This is a genomic window from Chloroflexota bacterium (assembly GCA_020850535.1).
GTDB lineage: Bacteria > Chloroflexota > UBA6077 > UBA6077 > JACCZL01 > JADZEM01.
In genome coordinates this window covers 49,699-64,973 of record JADZEM010000068.1, presented here as the reverse complement: position 1 = coordinate 64,973, position 15,275 = coordinate 49,699, and the positions used below count along the sequence as shown (strand labels likewise).

Here is a 15,275-nt window from a genome sequence, read left to right as displayed (position 1 = left end):
AGTTCAGGTTGCTCTGCCACAACTGCAACCTGGCTCGCGGGCATTACGGGTACTGCCCGCATGAACGGCTGGGAGGTTCACCCGCATGAGCAAGTACTTGGTCTTTGAGGAAATCTGCTTCCCAGACCGGCGGCTGCTGCTGGCCGCGCTGGCCGACCTGGGCTACGCCGAGGTGGAGGAGGGGGAGGCCCTCCCGCTCCACGGCTACCAGGGCGACCGCCGGCCCGAGACGGCCGAGCTCGTCGTCCGCCGGCAGCACCTCGGCCCGGCCTCCAACGACCTGGGCTTCACCCGGACGCCGGCCGGCTACGTGCCGATCGTGAGCGAGTACGACCGGCGGGTGCTCCACGGCGGCCGTTTCCTTGTCGCGCTCCGCACGGCCTACAGCGAGCGCGTCGTGGAGGCGGTCACCCGCCGCCTCCGCGGCACCGCCCGCCGCACGGTCGAGGGCAGCGTGGTCAAGATCGCGGTCCGCTACTGAGCGAGGGGGCGCGCATGCCAGAGATCGAGTTCACCATCGACCCCGAGACGGGGGCGCTGACGCTGCACGTCACGGGCGTTCCCGGCCCGGCCTGCGACGACGTCGCCAGACTGGCGAAGGAGCTGCTGGGCGAGCCCGGCGTCGAGCGCCAGACGTCCGAGTACCACCTCCGACCGCGGGTGCAGCCACAGGTTCGGCCGAAGACGGGACGGTGACTGAGCTCGCCTGGACCCTCGATCCGGCGACGGGCGAGCTGGTCCTGGAAGGACTGACAATGGAGGAGGCGTCGGCGCTCGCCGGCGACCTCCTCCCACCGGCCCGCGAGGTCGACTGCGCCCGGCCGCTCGCCGCGGCCGCGTCGAATGACGGCGACCCGGCGCTGCGTGTCGCCCGCATCTACCACGGCTTGCTGCTCGACGGACCGGGTCGTCGGAGCGTGGCGCAGCTCCAGGGCTGCCCGATCCGCTGCCCGGGCGTCATCTCCCGTCTGGCCGATGCGGCCGGGGGAGCAGCGCGGCCCTCTGCTCGAGCTGCGCATCCCTGGCACCGGGATGGCGCCCGCCGACCGCAACGCGGAGAGCGCCGGCGCTGTGGAGGCGCTGAACGGACGCATCGTCTCGCTGGGTGGAACGCTCGGCCCGCGGCCGGCAGCACTCCCGCGCGACGAGCCAGCCATGGATGGAGACGACCGTGCCATACCTGACCGTCACGATCGACGAGCGTACCGGCGCGGTCCTCGTCGAGCACCCGGAGCGCCTGGGGCGGCCACCTCGTGAGGAGCTCGAGCACCTGCTCGGCCCCGGACAGGATCTGGGGTGTGCCCGCCCGACCGGCCTCCGGCACCTGCCGCCGGCGACGCACGCTGAGCTTGCTAGTCAGTCCTGCCTGCGAACATCCGGCTACTACCACGACTCGCTGGTCGAGGGGCCGGGCCGCCGGTCATCGGTCCTGCTCGGCGGCTGCGACCTGGCGTGCCACGGGTGCTGGGTCCCGCACCTGCACCCCGCCGAGGCGGGGGTCCTGGTGCCGGTCGAGCGCCTGGCCGACGCCTTGCTGGACGCCGCGTACCGGCGCGATGGCGTTAGCATCCTCGGGGGCGAACCATTCCTGCAGCCCGACGGCCTGCTCGCCCTCGTGCGAGCACTCCGAACCAGGGGCTGCCCGCACATCGTCTGCTACTCCGGACGCACCTACGAAGCGCTGCGCCGGCGGGCGCTCGCCCGGCCCGCGATTGGTCACATCCTGGACGAGATCGAGGTTCTGATCGACGGGCCCTACGTCGAAGCCCTGGCCGAGCGTGCCGGCGCCTGGACTGGCTCCGGGAACCAGCGCGTCATCGACCTGGTGGCCACCCGCGCGCGGGGCCTCGTCGTCCCCTGGCCGGGCGCGCATGACCGCGGCTAAGCTTCCCCAACTCTCGTGTTGTGGTGCTATGATTCCTCCGTTCGAGCCGTCGACCGGACTGCTGCCGGCCGGCATCCACGGGGCAACCTGGGAGGAGCTGGTGGCCCGCTTCGGGTGGACGCCGCATCGGCTGGCGCTGCTGGCCGGGCTCAAAGCGGCGCTGGATGCGCTACGGCTCGCCGGCTGCCAGCGGGCCTACGTCGACGGCAGCTTCGTGACGGCGAAGGAGACGCCAGGCGACTTCGACGGCTGCTGGGAGACGAACGGGGTGGACCCCGCCCGGCTCGACCCCGTCCTCCTGACGTTCGACCGGCAGCGCCGCGCGCAGAAGGCGACGTTCGGCGGCGTGCTGTTCTTCGCTGACGGGCCCGCCGACCCCGCCGGGACGGCCTTCGTCGACTTCTTCCAGCGCGACCGCTCGGGGCGACCCAAGGGCATCGTCGCGCTCGACCTGCGAGCCCTGCCATGATCGCCAATGAGCTGCAACGTCGGGTGACCCAGACCGCCATCCGCGAGTTCGAAGAGGCGCTAGCGCGCCTGGACGCGGATGCCGGGGACCGCCCGGAGTGGGTCCGCACGGGGCTCCGTGCGGGGATGGAGAGCCAGCTGGCCGACCTGCACCAGGAGCTGGCGGACTACGAGGCCCTCCGCTCCGGCCGGGTGCGTGTGCTGGAGCTCGACTCGCTCGTCCAGCTGCCCGAGGCCCTGATTCGCGCGCGGATCGCGGCCGGCCTGAGTCAGAAGGAGCTGGCTCGCCGCCTGGGGCTCAAGGAGCAGCAGGTCCAGCGGTACGAGGCGCGGCGCTATGCCGGGGCCAGTCTCGAGCGCATCCAGGCCGTCGCCGACGCGCTGGGCGTCGAGATCCACGAGCGCGTCCTGTTGCCTGGCGCGGCGGGGTCGGCTCCCGATCCAGAGGCAGGATCCTAACTCGGCGGCACCGCCAGCGTACTGGAGATAACGGACTGCTCCGTGCCCGAGACCTGCGATCCGGCCGGGGGGCCTCGGCATCGCCACCGCCGTCGCTGCCTTGCTCGATCGGGCCGCAGGCACGATTGTGCACGTTGGAGACGCTCACTTCCCTCCTTGCCCCAGCCGATCACGATGGCCCGCACGCTGAGCGTTGCCGGCGCCGCTCCGTGACCATCTGCAAGACCTGAGGTCCTGGGGCTGGGCCGCTGCGCGTGGCGCGATCCGAGCCAGGGGCGCCGAACCAGGACCACGTCGCCGCGGTGCTCGGACAGCGCCACGGCTCTGGCAGCGACGGCGATGCGGCTCTGGGTCGTCATCGTCCCGCCCCGCCGCGCGGTGATTGACCGCGTGCTGCTGTTCGCCGCCGCGGAGGCGGAACAGGCCGAGGCGCTGGCCGGCGCGTTCTACCGCGGGAACCGGACGACGCCGGAGCGGTATCGCTTCTCGGCCCGGCCGATCACGGAGATCGGCGGCCCGGCGGAAGCTCGGTAGCGGGTCGTCCTGCAACCCCTCGACGCCATCCCCTGAGAGCCTCCCGCCGCGACGGCGAGACGACCGTCGCGCGGTGCCACGCCGACCCGGCGTGCCGCTGGGGCCCCACGGCACGCCGGGCACCGCTCCGGTCGAGCGCGCCACTGGCGCGCTCGACCGCCGATGACCAGCAAGGAGATGCGCATGGACCTGACGCTTGACCAGGCCACGCTCAGCCGCGCGCTGCGACTCATCGCCCGCGTCGTCCCCACCCGGTCGACGCTGCCGATCCTCCAGACGGTCCTGCTCGCCGCCGAGGCGGGCCGCCTCCGCTTGACCGCCACCGACGGCGAGCTGGCCCTGGCCACCGCCGTGGCGGCGAACGTCACTACCCTGGGGCGGGCGGCGATCCCGGCCCGCTTACTCGGCGAGTACGTCGCCCAGCTACCGACCGAGCCGCTGCGGCTGGCCCTCGACGAGAGCGGCCGTCACCTCCGGGCCCGCTGCGGTCGGTTCGCGGCCACCCTCGCCGCTGCGAATCCTGAGGACTTCCCCGTCCTCCCGGCCGCCGACGAGTCCGCAACCGTCGACCTGGATGCCCGCCGGCTTCGGCGGGCGATCGACCGCGTCGCCTTCGCGGCGGCGCGCGACGCGAGTCGACCGGTCCTGACGGCCGTCCTCTTCGACTTCGGACCGGACGGCCTGACCCTCGCGGCGGCCGACGGCTTCCGGCTGGCCCGCGCGCGGCTGCCGGAGGCGGCGGGCGCCGGGCGGCAGCTGCTCGTGCCGGCCCGCGCCGTGGCCGAGCTCGGCCGGCTGCTGGCCGAGGCCGAGGTGGCGCGCCTCATCCTCACGCCCGACGAGCACGGCGCGTTCCTGAGCGTCGGCGAGACGACCCTGTTCGCCCGCCTGATCGACGGGGCGTTCCCGGACGTCGAGCGGGTCATCCCGCGCGACGCGCGGACTCGCGTCACGGTGGACGCGGTGAGCTTCCGCCAGGCCGTGCGCGTCGCCGGGTTGTTCGGCTCGGACGGCCAGGTCCGGCCGGTCGTGCTCGAGGCCGGGCCCGAGCGGCTCCACCTGCTCTCGCGCGGCGACGAGGTCGGCGAGGCCGAGAGCGAGCTGCCCGCGACGGTGGAGGGCGATCACCAGGCGGTCGCGCTCAACACCCGCCTGCTCATCGACCTCCTCGAGTCGACCGACGGATCGCGCCTGGAGTTGTCCTGGTCGAGCCCGCAGGCACCGGTCCTCGTGCGCGAGGCCGACGCGGCCGGGTCGGACGACGTCTGGGTGGTCATGCCGCTCCACGACCCGGCCCTCACGCGGCCGCAAGCCCAGGCCGCCTGAGTGGCGTCGGAGGCGGGCGACTTGCCGAGCCACCCGCCTCCCTCTTGCACCTGGAGCATCACCATGCAACGCGAGACGCTCGAGCCGGCCGGTGCTCGTTGGCCCCGGCCGGCGGATGCCTGCGGCTGTGCCCCGCCCACCTCACCGAAAGACGAACGGACCACAGCGTCCATCGAGCCGCTGGTGGGGTCCGAGACCGTCTCCGACGAGCCGGCGCCGGAGCCGGGGCCCACACCCGACGACTCGGTCCCGCGTCGGACGCTGAAGGTCGTCTTGACGCTCCAGCCGCTGGACGATCGCGAGTACCGCGCCCTGCTGGCGGTCGCGGCCGACGGCTGCGACCCGATCCTGCGGTCAGCCACGGTGGACGGCTTGCCGGCCGCGCTCGACCGGGTGCCGGCCTTGCTGGCCGAGGCCGAGGCGCACTGGCAGGCCCGACCGCGTAACCCGACGGTCGCCGGGCCGGCCGTTGGCCGGGCAGCCCCGAGCCGACGGCGCGCGAACCCGGTCGACGACCCGTCGCCCGAGACCACGTCGCCTGTCTGCCAGTCAGCGACCGCGCCGCCAACGGGCGCAGACGCCCCGCCCACCCCGGCCGGCCCCGTCCCGCCGCGGAAACGAGCGGCGGGCGACCAGCTCACCCTGTTCGGGTGATGAAGCTCGGATGATCGCGTAGGAGGCCTGCCATGCCACGCATCTTCGTCTACGATGGCCGCCAGTTCCCGGATCCGGACCCGGTCCTCTCGGTCGAGGACGTCCGCAAGCAGCTCGCCGACTTCTTCCCGGAGCTCGCCAACGCCGAGACGCGCGAGGAGCGGCGCGGCGAGGACGAGACCCGCTACACCTTCACCCGCCGGATCGGGACCAAGGGCCGGCGGCGCGCCACGGTGGTGGAGATCCTCCGCCGGGTGCCCGAAAAGCGGCTGGCCGTCTTCGCGCTGGCGGGCGAGCTGGTCGGCCCGGACGGCGAGCTCGACGTCGACGCCGCGGCGGCCCGCCAGCCGGAGGTGAACCTGGCGACCGCCGAGGCCGAGTCGTATTCTCGGGCCACCCAACAGGCGGTCCGGGCGCTCCGCGAGCTTCGCCCGCGGTGATCGTCCGCCCGAGTGCGCTCGGGCAGGCCCTGCGACGGGTGCCGGTGCGACCGGCGTCCGTCGCCGCCCTGCTCGACGGCTACGCCGCCCAGCTCGAGTTCCGCCGGATCGTCGCGAGCCTCTTCCCCGACGAGGCGGAGGGGATCCTGGCCGCCCGTCAGCCGGGCGCGACCCGCGAGCAGGCCCGCGTGGCGGCGTTCCTGGGCCGGGTGCAGGCCGAATGGCTTCCGGTCTACGAGCTCGAGGAGTACGCGCAGGTGGTGGCCGGCATCCCGTTCGTCCGCAACGGCTGGGGCTACGACCGCGTCCACGACCTGGACCTGCGCCCCGGCGAGCTGCTGCTGTCGGCGCTCTGCGCCTCGGCCTACGACGACGCCCTCCGCCTGCCGCTCCTCGACGCCGCCGAGGCCCACGTGCCCGCCGACCTGCTGGCCCGGATTCCGGCCGGGGGGCTGTCCCCAGCCGACCTGCACGCCCGACTCGACGGCACGCCGTACGTCGCGCTCGCCGAGTTCGCCGACTGGCAGTGGGGCCAGACCGAGACCGTGTTCCTCGACCTCGACGACGAGCTGGAGGTCGACGACGCCGCGTGGAGCCGCGAGAACATGGACGAGCTGGCCGTCCAGTGGCGTCGGGCCGAGGGCATCCTCGACCGCGTCGTCGCCCTGACGCGCTGGCTCGAGGCCGACCCGCCGGCCCGCTTCGCCGCGCTGCTCGACGCCGCCCTCGACGGAGACGCCCACCTCGACTACCGACGCGCACGGAGGTCCTATGCCTGCGAGATCACCCCGGACGGGCTCGTCCCGATCCGGCCCGACGAGCCCGAGCCCGTCGCCCTACCGATCGGCACTGCCGACTGACGTCGAGCTGGAGGAGGATCCCCTGCGGCTCCGCCTCGACTTCCACGACGAGACGGTGGTGCTCCACGACTACGCCGACGGCGTCGCCCGGACCCGGGTCGTCTCGGCCCTCGACGTGGCCCATGCCCTCGCCCGCGAGCTGGACCTGACGAGCGGCCTGCTCCCGCCGGAGGCGCTCTGGTGGGCGAAGACGGCCGGCGGGACCCGCGTCGCCCTCTGGCGGGAGCCGCGGGTCTGGACGGTGCGGCTGCGCGAGAGCTACGACGCGCCACCCCGACGCCTGCGACTGCCGATGCCGGGCCTCGTCTTCGTGTGCCTGCCGGCCCGCCAGGCGCCGTACGTCTTCGCGGCCGCGCGCCGCCCGCGGACGCCCGACGACCAGCTCTACCGCTGCCCGACCTACAACGTCTTCCCGAGCGGCCGGGTCTGCACCGGCTCGCACGCCTTCCCGGCCGACCCGGGGAAGGTGCCGGAGGAGTTCTTCCGCTCCTACTTCTCGGCGACCGGCGACACCGGCCGCGGCAAGTCGCGGCGCTTCCCCGACGACGTCGGCCAGTTGTGGGCGGAACTCCACCGCCGGCCGACCTTCCCGCTCGACGACCTGGTGCCGCAGCTCACCGTCGCCGACGCCCTCCGGATCGGGGACTAGCGATCGTGCTGGTCGACTACCTGGTCGCCCGCGACGGCCCGCCGCCTCGGCGGGGGCTGGCCTACGACTACGTCCTGGCCGGCGACGGGCTGTACCTCGTCGCCGAGAACGACGCCCTCGCCGTCCGCGTGCCGGTCGCCCGCTGCGCAGTGCGGGGGCTGCGGTCACTCTACCCGTCATGCACGCTGAAGCACGGTCGACTGCCCCAGGCGGCCTGGGAGACGATCGTGGCGATCGCCGAGGCCCGCCGCCTGGACGGTCGCGAGGTGCTGCTGGTTGCCACCCGCGACGAGCTCCTCGGGTACCGCCTCGTCCGCCCGCCCCAGCTGGCCGGCCCGACCGGGGTCGTCTACCGCCCGCCGAGCAACGCCGTCCTCGAGATCCATTCCCACTGCGAGTATCCCGCCCGCTTCAGCGCGACCGACGACCGCGACGAGCAGGGCCTGCGGGTGTACGGCGTGCTCGGCCGCCTCGGGACGGACCGCCCCGAGGTCGCCCTGCGGGTCGGCGCCTACGGCCACTTCCTGCCGCTGCCCTGGGAGGCGGTCTTCGCCGGCGACCGGGGTGCCTTCCGCGACGCCCAGTTCGCGCCGGCGGAGGAGGCGGAGGGGGCCGATGGGCTACCTGATTGATCCGCTCGGCGAGCCCGGGCCGCCGGGCCGCGGGGAGCGCGGGGCGACGGTCGTGCTGGTCGGGTGCGGCGGGACCGGCGGCTTCCTCGCCGAGGCCGTCTGCCGGCTGCTGATCGGCTTGCCCTCCTACGTCTACCTGGTCGACCCTGACCGGGTAGAGGACCACAACGTCGCCCGCCAGGCGTTCGACCGCCGCGACGTCGGCCGCTTCAAGGCCGAGGTGCTGGCCGAGCGGCTCGCCCACCGCTTCCGGCGGGAGGTCGGCTACTCGGTGCTGCCCTACGACCGCGAGCTCCACGCCCGCGTCTTCGCGGGGGCCGGCGGCCTCCGGCTCCTGATCGGCTGCGTCGACAACGCCGCTGCTCGCCGCGCGATCGCCGCGACGCTCGATCATCCTCAATGGGGTCCCGGCGGCTCTCGCTCGGTCTGGTGGCTGGATAGTGGGAATCTCCGCAACGCAGGGCAGGTGCTGCTCGGCAACGCGACGCGGGCCGACGAGCTACGCGGGGCCTTCCTGCCGGCGCTCGGAAACTGCCGGGCGTTGCCGGCGCCGAGCCTCCAGCGGCCGGACCTGCTCGACGCGCCGCCCGCGCCGCGACCCGCGCCGGACTGTGCCGAGGCGGTCGCCGAGGGCGAGCAGGGCGCGACGATCAACCAGGTCGTCGCGGCGATCGCGGCGGGCTACGTCGAAAAGTTGTTGGCCGGCACCTGCGCCTGGATGGCGTCGTACTTCGACCTCGACGACGGGACGCTCCGCTGCGTGCCCGCCGACCCGAAGGCGGTGGCCGAGATTGCCGGACTGCACCCGAACGCCGTCGCCCGGCCGGCGAGGCCGGCGAGGCCTGGTTGACAGCCGGCTGACGCGCGCCTCGACGCGGCCGGCGAGGCTGGTCGGAGCTTCTGGCCGCTCACTTCACCCATCGGAGGTAGCTAATGGCGATGTCTGTCACGATCCCCTCGACGACGCCTAAGGGGGAGCCTCTGCCCATCCTGCAGGCCGGCGGCTTCACGGCGACCGTCGACGCCTTCGCCTGGGAGCCTGACCCCGACCCGGCCGCCCGCCGGATGCAACTCTGGTTCCTCTCGCTGCTCGGGCCGCGGCAGGCTCTCAAGGCGCTCTGGGCGCGCCTGCTCAAGGGCGAGCCGGCGACGCTCAGCCGGGAGGCGCTCGGGCAGGCGCATGTCTGCGTGCTGGCGCCCGAGGGACCCCGGACCTGGCGCGCCTACACCGCCAGCCTGACGGCAGCGGCCGGCCACCAACTGGTGCTGCTACCCGAGACGGCCCGGTACGCGGCGGCGCGCGAGGACTTCCTGCTCCTGCCGCGCGCCGAGGCGGAGGCTCCGCTGCTCCACTGCCGCTTCCTCGACCGCCGGGTGGACCTGCCACTCCACGCGGGCTGGCACGGCTGGCTCTGGGAGCGGGCGGTCCGGAGAGGTGAGGCGACCGCGCTGGAGGCCGAGGGCATCCGGGCCTACCGCTGCGCACCCAACGTGGATGCGCTCGCCGCCGACCTCTCGGCCGCCGTCCGGAGCGGTCGCCTGCGGGTGCCCGACGGGACGGAGGGGGATCGCGGTGGCGCGCCTCGCTAGCCAGGCCGTCGCCGGCTTCTTCCCGACCCCGCCCGGGGTTGTCGCGGCGCTCGGCCACCACTTGACCGCCGCGGCCGGGGGCGCGAAGCGGGTCGTCCGCGTGCTCGACCCGTGCGCCGGGACCGGCGAGCCCGCGGCGACGCTCGCGCGGGCGCTCGGCGGCGAGAGCTACGGCATCGAGCTCAACGCCGAGCGGGCCGAGCAGTGCCGCGCCCGCCTCGACCACCTGCTCGCCACCTGCGCCTTCTCGGTCCGGCTGGCCAACGGGGCGTTCTCGCTCCTGTGGCTGAACCCGCCGTACGACGCGGACGACGAGGGGCGTCGCCTCGAACACGCGTTCCTGACCGCCCTCTCGCGGGCGCTCTGTCCGGGCGGCGTGCTGGTCTTCCTCATCCCCCAGGCGCGCCTGGCCGTCTCGGCCCGGTACCTGGCGGCGCACTACACCGGCTTCCGGGCCTACCGCTTCCCCGACCCCGAGTTTGCCGCCTTTCGCCAGGTCGACCTGCTAGCGACGAGGAAGGCCCGGGCGACGCCCGACCCGCAGGCGCAGGCCCGCCTGGAAGCGTGGAGCGGCGCCGGGCTGCCGCCGCTTCCCGACGGGCCGGACGGGCCGCCGGTGGTGGTGCCCGCCCTCCCGCGAGCGGACGTCCTGTTCGCCCCGCTCGCCTTCGACCCGCACCATGCCGCGCAGGAGGCGCGGCGGCGCGGCGTCTGGGCGCAGCCCGCCTTCGCCGAGCAGCTCTGGCCGACGGAGGAGCGCCCGGTGCGGCCGCTGATGCCCTTGCGGCGCGGCCACCTGGCGCTGCTGATCGCCGCGGGGCTGCTGAACAACGTCGTGCTGCGCCAGGGCGGCCGGCGCGTCCTGGTGAAGGGCCGCGCCCGCAAGGAGCTCGTCCCGGTCGAGAGCGACGAGCCCGACACCGAGGTCGCGTGCGAGGTGCTGCGCACCTCCGTCGTCGTCCTAGACCTCCACTCGGGCGCGCTGGAGGTCGTCGAGCAGGGCGGCGCGGTCGAGCCGGAGCAGAGGGCGGCGTGAAGCTCCGGGAGTTCCTGGACGCCTATCGCGACGCGATCGAGGACGCCGTGGTGCGGACCTACCCGCCGCTCTACGACGCCGACACGCGCCGCGCCCGCGGCTTCGACCTCCACCGACTCCTCCGCCGGCCGCTCGGGGGGCAGGCCGACGCGATCCGCGCTACCGCCCTGTCGCTCCGACGCCAGCCCGGCACGATCCTCGTCGGCGAGATGGGCTGCGGGAAGTCCACGATCGCGGCAGCGGCGGCTTACCTGGCCGACTGCCGGCGGGTGTTCGTCCTGAGCCCGCCGCACCTGGTCCGCAAGTGGCGGCGGGAGATCGAGCGGACCGTCCCGGGCGCCCGGGTGGCGATCGTCCGCTCGATCCGGGACCTTGAGGGCACCCGCGCGCTCGGCGGGGCGGTCCAGTTCGTGGTCTGCTCGCGCGAGCAGGCCAAGCTCGGCTACCGCTGGCGGCCGGCCGCGGTCACCCGGCTCGCGCGCGGCCCGGGCGGGGCGGCGGTGCTCGACCAGACCGGCACCGTCGCCCGCCTCCACTGCTGCCCGACGTGCTTCGCGCCGATCGTCGATGACGAAGGCGTGCCGCTCGCGTGGGCCGACCTGGAGCAGAAGAAGCGACGCTGCGACCCGTGCGGCGGCGCGCTCTGGGAAGCTGACCGGACCGGTCCCCGTCGGATCCCCCTCGCCGACTACCTGCTGCGGCGGATGCGCGGCCACTTCGACCTGCTCATCGCCGACGAAGTGCATGAGCTGAAAGGGCGAGGGACCGCGCAGGGGCTGGCCGGGGCGGCGCTGGCCGAGGCCTGCCCGCGGACGCTCGTCCTGACCGGCACGCTGCTGGGCGGCTACGCCTCGACCCTCTTCCACCTGCTCTACCGCTTCAGCCCGGCGATCCGGACGGAGTTCGCCCACGGCGAGGAGGCCACGTGGGTGGCGCGCTACGGCTACCTGGCCCGCATCACCAAGCGCGACCCGGACGCGCGCGTCGACGACGGGCGACGGTCCAAGCGGCGGACCTACCAAACCCGGGTCGTCGAGAAGCCAGGCGTCACCCCGCCGATCCTCTTCCACCTGGTCGGCAACACCGTCTTCCTGCGGCTGCGGGACGTCGCCCGGCACCTCCCGCCTTACGAGGAGCAGGTGCTGCTGGTCCCGCTTGATGAGGCGGCCACCACCGAAGAGCCATCCCAGGCAGGCTGCTACCGACGGCTCGCGGCCGACCTGCGCTCCGCGGTGCAGCGGGCGCTCAGGGCGGGCTCGAAGCGCCTGCTCGGCACCTACCTCCAGGCGCTCCTTTCCTATCCAGATGCCTGCACGCGCGAGGAGGTCGTCCTCGACCCGACGACGAACGAGGTGCTCGCCCACGCGCCCGCCCTGCCGGACGACCGGCTCTACTCCAAGGAGCGGGCGCTGGTGGACCTCGTGCGGCGGGAGCGCGTTCGCGGCCGCCGCGTGCTCGTGTACGTGACCCACACCGGGCTCCGGGACATCACCCTGCGCCTGCGCGCGATCCTCGAACGGGCCGGCTTCGGGGTCGCCGTGCTGAAGGCGGACACCGTGGCGGCCGAGCGGCGCGAGGAGTGGGTCGCCGCCCGCGTGCGCGAGGGATTGGACGTCCTCCTCACGAACCCGCGCCTCGTGCAGACCGGGCTCGACCTGGTCGACTTCCCCAGCGTCGTCTGGGCGGAGGTCGACTACTCGGTGTATGTCCTGCGCCAGGCCAGCCGGCGAAGCTGGCGGATCGGGCAGCGTCACCCGGTCGAGGTCACATTCCTGACCTACGCGGGGACACTCCAGGCCGAGGCCCTGGCGCTGGTCGCGGCCAAGACGCGCGCCTCGCTGATGGTTGAGGGCGAGCTACCCGAGGACGGGCTGGCCGCGCTGGAGGGCGACGGCGGCGACGTCTACCTGGCGCTGGCGCGGCGGCTCGCCGAGCCGGGCGACGGCGAGGGCGGCCGGGCGCACTCCCTCGAAGCGTTGTTCGCCGAGGCACGCCGGAGCGAGGACGAGGCGGACGAGCTGCTGGTGGAGGTCGGCTGGGATGGCGCGGAGGGCGCGTCGGAAGCGACCGCATCACCGGCCCGATCGGGACCCGGGGCGACGGATGCGCTGCCGCTGTTCGCATCCGATCTGGTCCGATATCCGTCGGCGTGCTCGCCATCGGCGAGCACGAGGATGACGCTAGAGGAACTGGCCTGCCTCCTTCGGCGTCCGAAGCCTCGACGGAAACGCGTGCCGGAGGGGCAGCTGGGCCTGTTCAGCAGCTAGTCGAAGCACCACTGTCGATGGACAGGCCGACGCATGTGGGCTGGGAGAGCAGTCCCCGGCTCACATGCGTCGGCCCTTTTCTTTGTCCGCGATGTTGCGAATTAGTGATAAGATACAGGCACCGCCCACATGAAAGCGTTGATGCTATGGTCAGAACCGCCCAGGCATGAATCGAGGCGTGTACAAGGGCAGTAAATACGCGGACATGCACACATGCGGCAGCAGCAGAGCGGCGCGTCAACGAGGTCGGGGCAGACATGCAACCACCGCGCCGGCGCCATTGCGTTCAGCGTTGCGCCTGCTCCTCATACCCCCCACGATCGTGGCCCCCGTGCATGAACAGGTGCATGAGTGGGCAGAGCAGAACGAAGGCGAATGGGAGGGCGGCCAGGACGTGCTCAGTGTGCTGTGTCGCCGTATAGACGGCTGCCAGCACGACTGCCGCCATCGCGAGGAGGCCGGTGGGTGACCGCAGCCACGCGCGCCAGCTCGTCGATTCCGTCGGTCTCATGCTCGATCTCCTCTCGATCGCTGCCGGGCATTGCTGCGAGCTGACGTCCATGTTTCCGCCGCCAGGCTGCCGGCCGGCAGCGACTCTCGTGTGATTGACGTCTATGCCGCAGCCGGGATCGCGGTCGCCAGAGCCGGCTGGTGCTTCAGGCAGGTGTGTTGCCATGAGTGCCTCGTGAGGGGACCCCGAATGGCCGTCTCGTCGGGGTCAGTATCGGATCGCCACCCGGGACGGGGCTGAGTGAGGCTTGATGAACACGTGAGCGATCGGGCGCGGACTCAGCGCGGTTCTGGCGCACTGGCGTCGAAGCCGGCGTGGCGCACCGCGGCGACGAGGCGGTCGTGCGTGGTGGAGCCGGGATCAAGCTCCACGTAGGCCATCTCCGTCAGCGGATTGACGTACGCGCGCAGGACGCCCGGCGTGCCCTCGAGCGCCCGCTCGACGCCGAGCGCACCACCGCCACCGCAGGACAGACCGTAGATCGCAAGAGTCACGCGTTGGCACGAGGTGGCCATGGTGAGGCTCCACAGAAGGACTCGGCGGGCAGCCGATCCTGGATCCGGTCACGCGGAGCTGTCCACGATCGGCGCTCGGCCTGCGCCTACTATCGCGAACGCCGCTGAGCGAGGGCTGAATCGCGCCTGAGTATTCCCTGAGCGTCTCCAAAAAGGGAGGCATGACGAAGGGGCCGGTCCGTCTAGACCGGCCCCTGATGGCAGCGCTGCCGACGTCGGTTACAGGTTGTACCAGGCGGCGAGCCACTGGTTGAACGACTGGATCTCGCCGGACTGGTCCTCGACGATCTTCCGCGCCAGCGTGCGCAGCTCCTCGTGCGTGGCCCGCTCGGCGGCCAGCCGCGCCATCGTGATCGCCCCCTCGTGGTGCGGGATCATCATCGCCATGAACGTGGCCTCCAGGCGTGGGCCGGCGAGGCCGGTTATCATGCCCATCATCTCCATGCCCATGCCGGAGCACTGGTCCATCGGCATGCCGCTGCCCTGACCGGGCGTCTGCCCTTGCCCCATGCCTGGCATCATGCCCTGGCCCTGGCCGGGCATCATGCCCTGATTGCCCGCTCCGTGCATGCTCTCGTGCATGCCGGGCATCATGTGCCCGCCCTGGCCCATGCCGGAGCCCATGCCCTGGCCCGGCTGCATCATCGGCATCGGCTGGTCGATCCCGTACCAGTCCCGCAGCCAGGTCCGCATCTGCTCGATCTCGGCCGTCTGGCTGGTGATGATGCTGCGCCCGACCGCCTTGAGCTCGTCGTGGACGGCCCGCTCGGGGATCGGCTGGGCCATCATCACGGCCATCGCGTGGTGCATGATCATCTCGCGCAGGAACGCTTTCTCGAACTCCTCGCCACCGAGCGTGTCGAGGGTCTGCGCGCGGGCCGGCGTGAGCCACCAGGTCGTCCCGACCACGAGCGCCGCAACCGCGGCCAGAGCAACAAGCCATCGTTTCATGGGGGCTACCTCTACGATCCGGAGCGTCGCGCCCCGGTGATGGGAGGCGGGGGGCCTCTCCCGGAGTGTAGGCGAGCCACCTGAGGGCGGCCTAAGCGCAGGCTGAGGGCTGGCTGAGGGCCGAGCGCGAACGCCCGGCCCTCGCTCACCACGCCGGGCGGGGACCGTCGGCGGTCACGCGACCGCTCGGACCGGCGGCTCAGCCCCCGCACCTCGGGAGATGAGCCGGCGCGCCAGGGCGTTGTAGAGCCAGGCGTAGAGGGCAGATCCGAGCGCGGCAGCGGCGGCGATCTCGATCAGGCCGATCGTCACGCCGAGGACGGACCAGCTGAAGCCCGGGAAGATGGCGACCCAGCGATCCAGCTCGTACATCGCCCAGCCCGGAAAGACCAGCCGGAACGCGACGCAGACGAGGTAGAGGATCACCGCGAACGCTGTCGTGGTGGAGCTGACGAGCAGGATGTCAAGGCGTCTCATCATGTCGCTCCTTTCGGCTTC

At 73.0% G+C, this 15,275-nt stretch carries 20 protein-coding genes; 16 read left to right on the top strand and 4 right to left on the bottom strand.

What is annotated here, in order from left to right; translation table 11 throughout:
• The first annotated feature begins 85 nt into the window (after positions 1-85).
• The 16 genes from IT306_10275 to IT306_10200 all read left to right on the top strand — a co-directional run bounded on the left by IT306_10275 (position 86) and on the right by IT306_10200 (position 12,800).
• Positions 86-481 (top strand): DUF1257 domain-containing protein, encoded by a 396-nt coding sequence (locus IT306_10275; protein MCC7368799.1) that lies wholly within the window; start codon positions 86-88, stop codon positions 479-481.
• Between the two features lie 14 nt (positions 482-495).
• Positions 496-696, top strand: a complete 201-nt coding sequence (locus IT306_10270; protein MCC7368798.1) for a DUF2997 domain-containing protein — start codon at positions 496-498, stop codon at positions 694-696.
• A gap of 463 nt (positions 697-1,159) precedes the next feature.
• Positions 1,160-1,885, top strand: coding sequence for a radical SAM protein (locus IT306_10265; GenBank protein MCC7368797.1), 726 nt, complete (start codon positions 1,160-1,162; stop codon positions 1,883-1,885).
• Between the two features lie 28 nt (positions 1,886-1,913).
• Entirely contained in the window at positions 1,914-2,354 is a 441-nt protein-coding gene (locus tag IT306_10260; protein ID MCC7368796.1) for a hypothetical protein, read from the top strand.
• Entirely contained in the window at positions 2,351-2,812 is a 462-nt protein-coding gene (locus IT306_10255) for a helix-turn-helix domain-containing protein (protein ID MCC7368795.1), read from the top strand. Before IT306_10260 ends, IT306_10255 begins: the two co-directional genes overlap by 4 nt.
• A 339-nt stretch (positions 2,813-3,151) precedes the next feature.
• Complete coding sequence (locus IT306_10250; protein ID MCC7368794.1) at positions 3,152-3,346, top strand: hypothetical protein; 195 nt, start codon at positions 3,152-3,154, stop codon at positions 3,344-3,346.
• A 183-nt stretch (positions 3,347-3,529) separates the two neighbouring features.
• Complete coding sequence (gene dnaN / locus IT306_10245) at positions 3,530-4,672, top strand: DNA polymerase III subunit beta (GenBank protein ID MCC7368793.1); 1,143 nt, start codon at positions 3,530-3,532, stop codon at positions 4,670-4,672.
• Between the two features lie 63 nt (positions 4,673-4,735).
• A complete protein-coding gene (locus IT306_10240; GenBank protein MCC7368792.1) occupies positions 4,736-5,326 on the top strand; it encodes a hypothetical protein in 591 nt (196 codons plus the stop codon).
• 32 nt (positions 5,327-5,358) lie between these two features.
• The gene (locus IT306_10235) at positions 5,359-5,766 is read left to right on the top strand and encodes a PRTRC system protein C (protein ID MCC7368791.1); all 408 of its coding nucleotides are present in this window, start codon (positions 5,359-5,361) and stop codon (positions 5,764-5,766) included.
• Positions 5,763-6,626 (top strand): hypothetical protein, encoded by an 864-nt coding sequence (locus IT306_10230; GenBank protein ID MCC7368790.1) that lies wholly within the window; start codon positions 5,763-5,765, stop codon positions 6,624-6,626. The genes IT306_10235 and IT306_10230 overlap by 4 nt, the downstream gene beginning before the upstream one ends.
• 58 nt (positions 6,627-6,684) lie before the next feature.
• Positions 6,685-7,275 (top strand): hypothetical protein, encoded by a 591-nt coding sequence (locus IT306_10225; protein ID MCC7368789.1) that lies wholly within the window; start codon positions 6,685-6,687, stop codon positions 7,273-7,275.
• Between the two features lie 5 nt (positions 7,276-7,280).
• On the top strand, positions 7,281-7,907 hold the full coding sequence (locus tag IT306_10220; protein MCC7368788.1) for a hypothetical protein: 627 nt from the start codon (positions 7,281-7,283) through the stop codon (positions 7,905-7,907).
• Positions 7,891-8,757 (top strand): ThiF family adenylyltransferase, encoded by an 867-nt coding sequence (locus tag IT306_10215; GenBank protein MCC7368787.1) that lies wholly within the window; start codon positions 7,891-7,893, stop codon positions 8,755-8,757. The genes IT306_10220 and IT306_10215 overlap by 17 nt, the downstream gene beginning before the upstream one ends.
• Before the next feature lie 83 nt (positions 8,758-8,840).
• Complete coding sequence (locus IT306_10210) at positions 8,841-9,497, top strand: hypothetical protein (GenBank protein ID MCC7368786.1); 657 nt, start codon at positions 8,841-8,843, stop codon at positions 9,495-9,497.
• Positions 9,481-10,533 carry a class I SAM-dependent methyltransferase gene (locus IT306_10205; protein MCC7368785.1) on the top strand — a complete coding sequence of 351 codons (1,053 nt, stop codon included), beginning with the start codon at positions 9,481-9,483 and terminating at the stop codon, positions 10,531-10,533. Before IT306_10210 ends, IT306_10205 begins: the two co-directional genes overlap by 17 nt.
• Positions 10,530-12,800 carry a hypothetical protein gene (locus IT306_10200; protein MCC7368784.1) on the top strand — a complete coding sequence of 757 codons (2,271 nt, stop codon included), beginning with the start codon at positions 10,530-10,532 and terminating at the stop codon, positions 12,798-12,800. The genes IT306_10205 and IT306_10200 overlap by 4 nt, the downstream gene beginning before the upstream one ends.
• A gap of 286 nt (positions 12,801-13,086) precedes the next feature.
• On the opposite strand, the gene IT306_10195 is transcribed toward IT306_10200, so the two are convergent.
• The 4 genes from IT306_10195 to IT306_10180 all read right to left on the bottom strand — a co-directional run bounded on the left by IT306_10195 (position 13,087) and on the right by IT306_10180 (position 15,257).
• Complete coding sequence (locus IT306_10195) at positions 13,087-13,248, bottom strand: DUF2933 domain-containing protein (protein MCC7368783.1); 162 nt, start codon at positions 13,246-13,248, stop codon at positions 13,087-13,089.
• Positions 13,249-13,589: 341 nt separating this feature from the next.
• Entirely contained in the window at positions 13,590-13,826 is a 237-nt protein-coding gene (locus tag IT306_10190; GenBank protein ID MCC7368782.1) for a heavy-metal-associated domain-containing protein, read from the bottom strand.
• Positions 13,827-14,045: 219 nt separating this feature from the next.
• On the bottom strand, positions 14,046-14,777 hold the full coding sequence (locus IT306_10185) for a DUF305 domain-containing protein (GenBank protein ID MCC7368781.1): 732 nt from the start codon (positions 14,775-14,777) through the stop codon (positions 14,046-14,048).
• A gap of 174 nt (positions 14,778-14,951) precedes the next feature.
• Complete coding sequence (locus tag IT306_10180; protein MCC7368780.1) at positions 14,952-15,257, bottom strand: hypothetical protein; 306 nt, start codon at positions 15,255-15,257, stop codon at positions 14,952-14,954.
• Positions 15,258-15,275 lie beyond the last annotated feature (18 nt).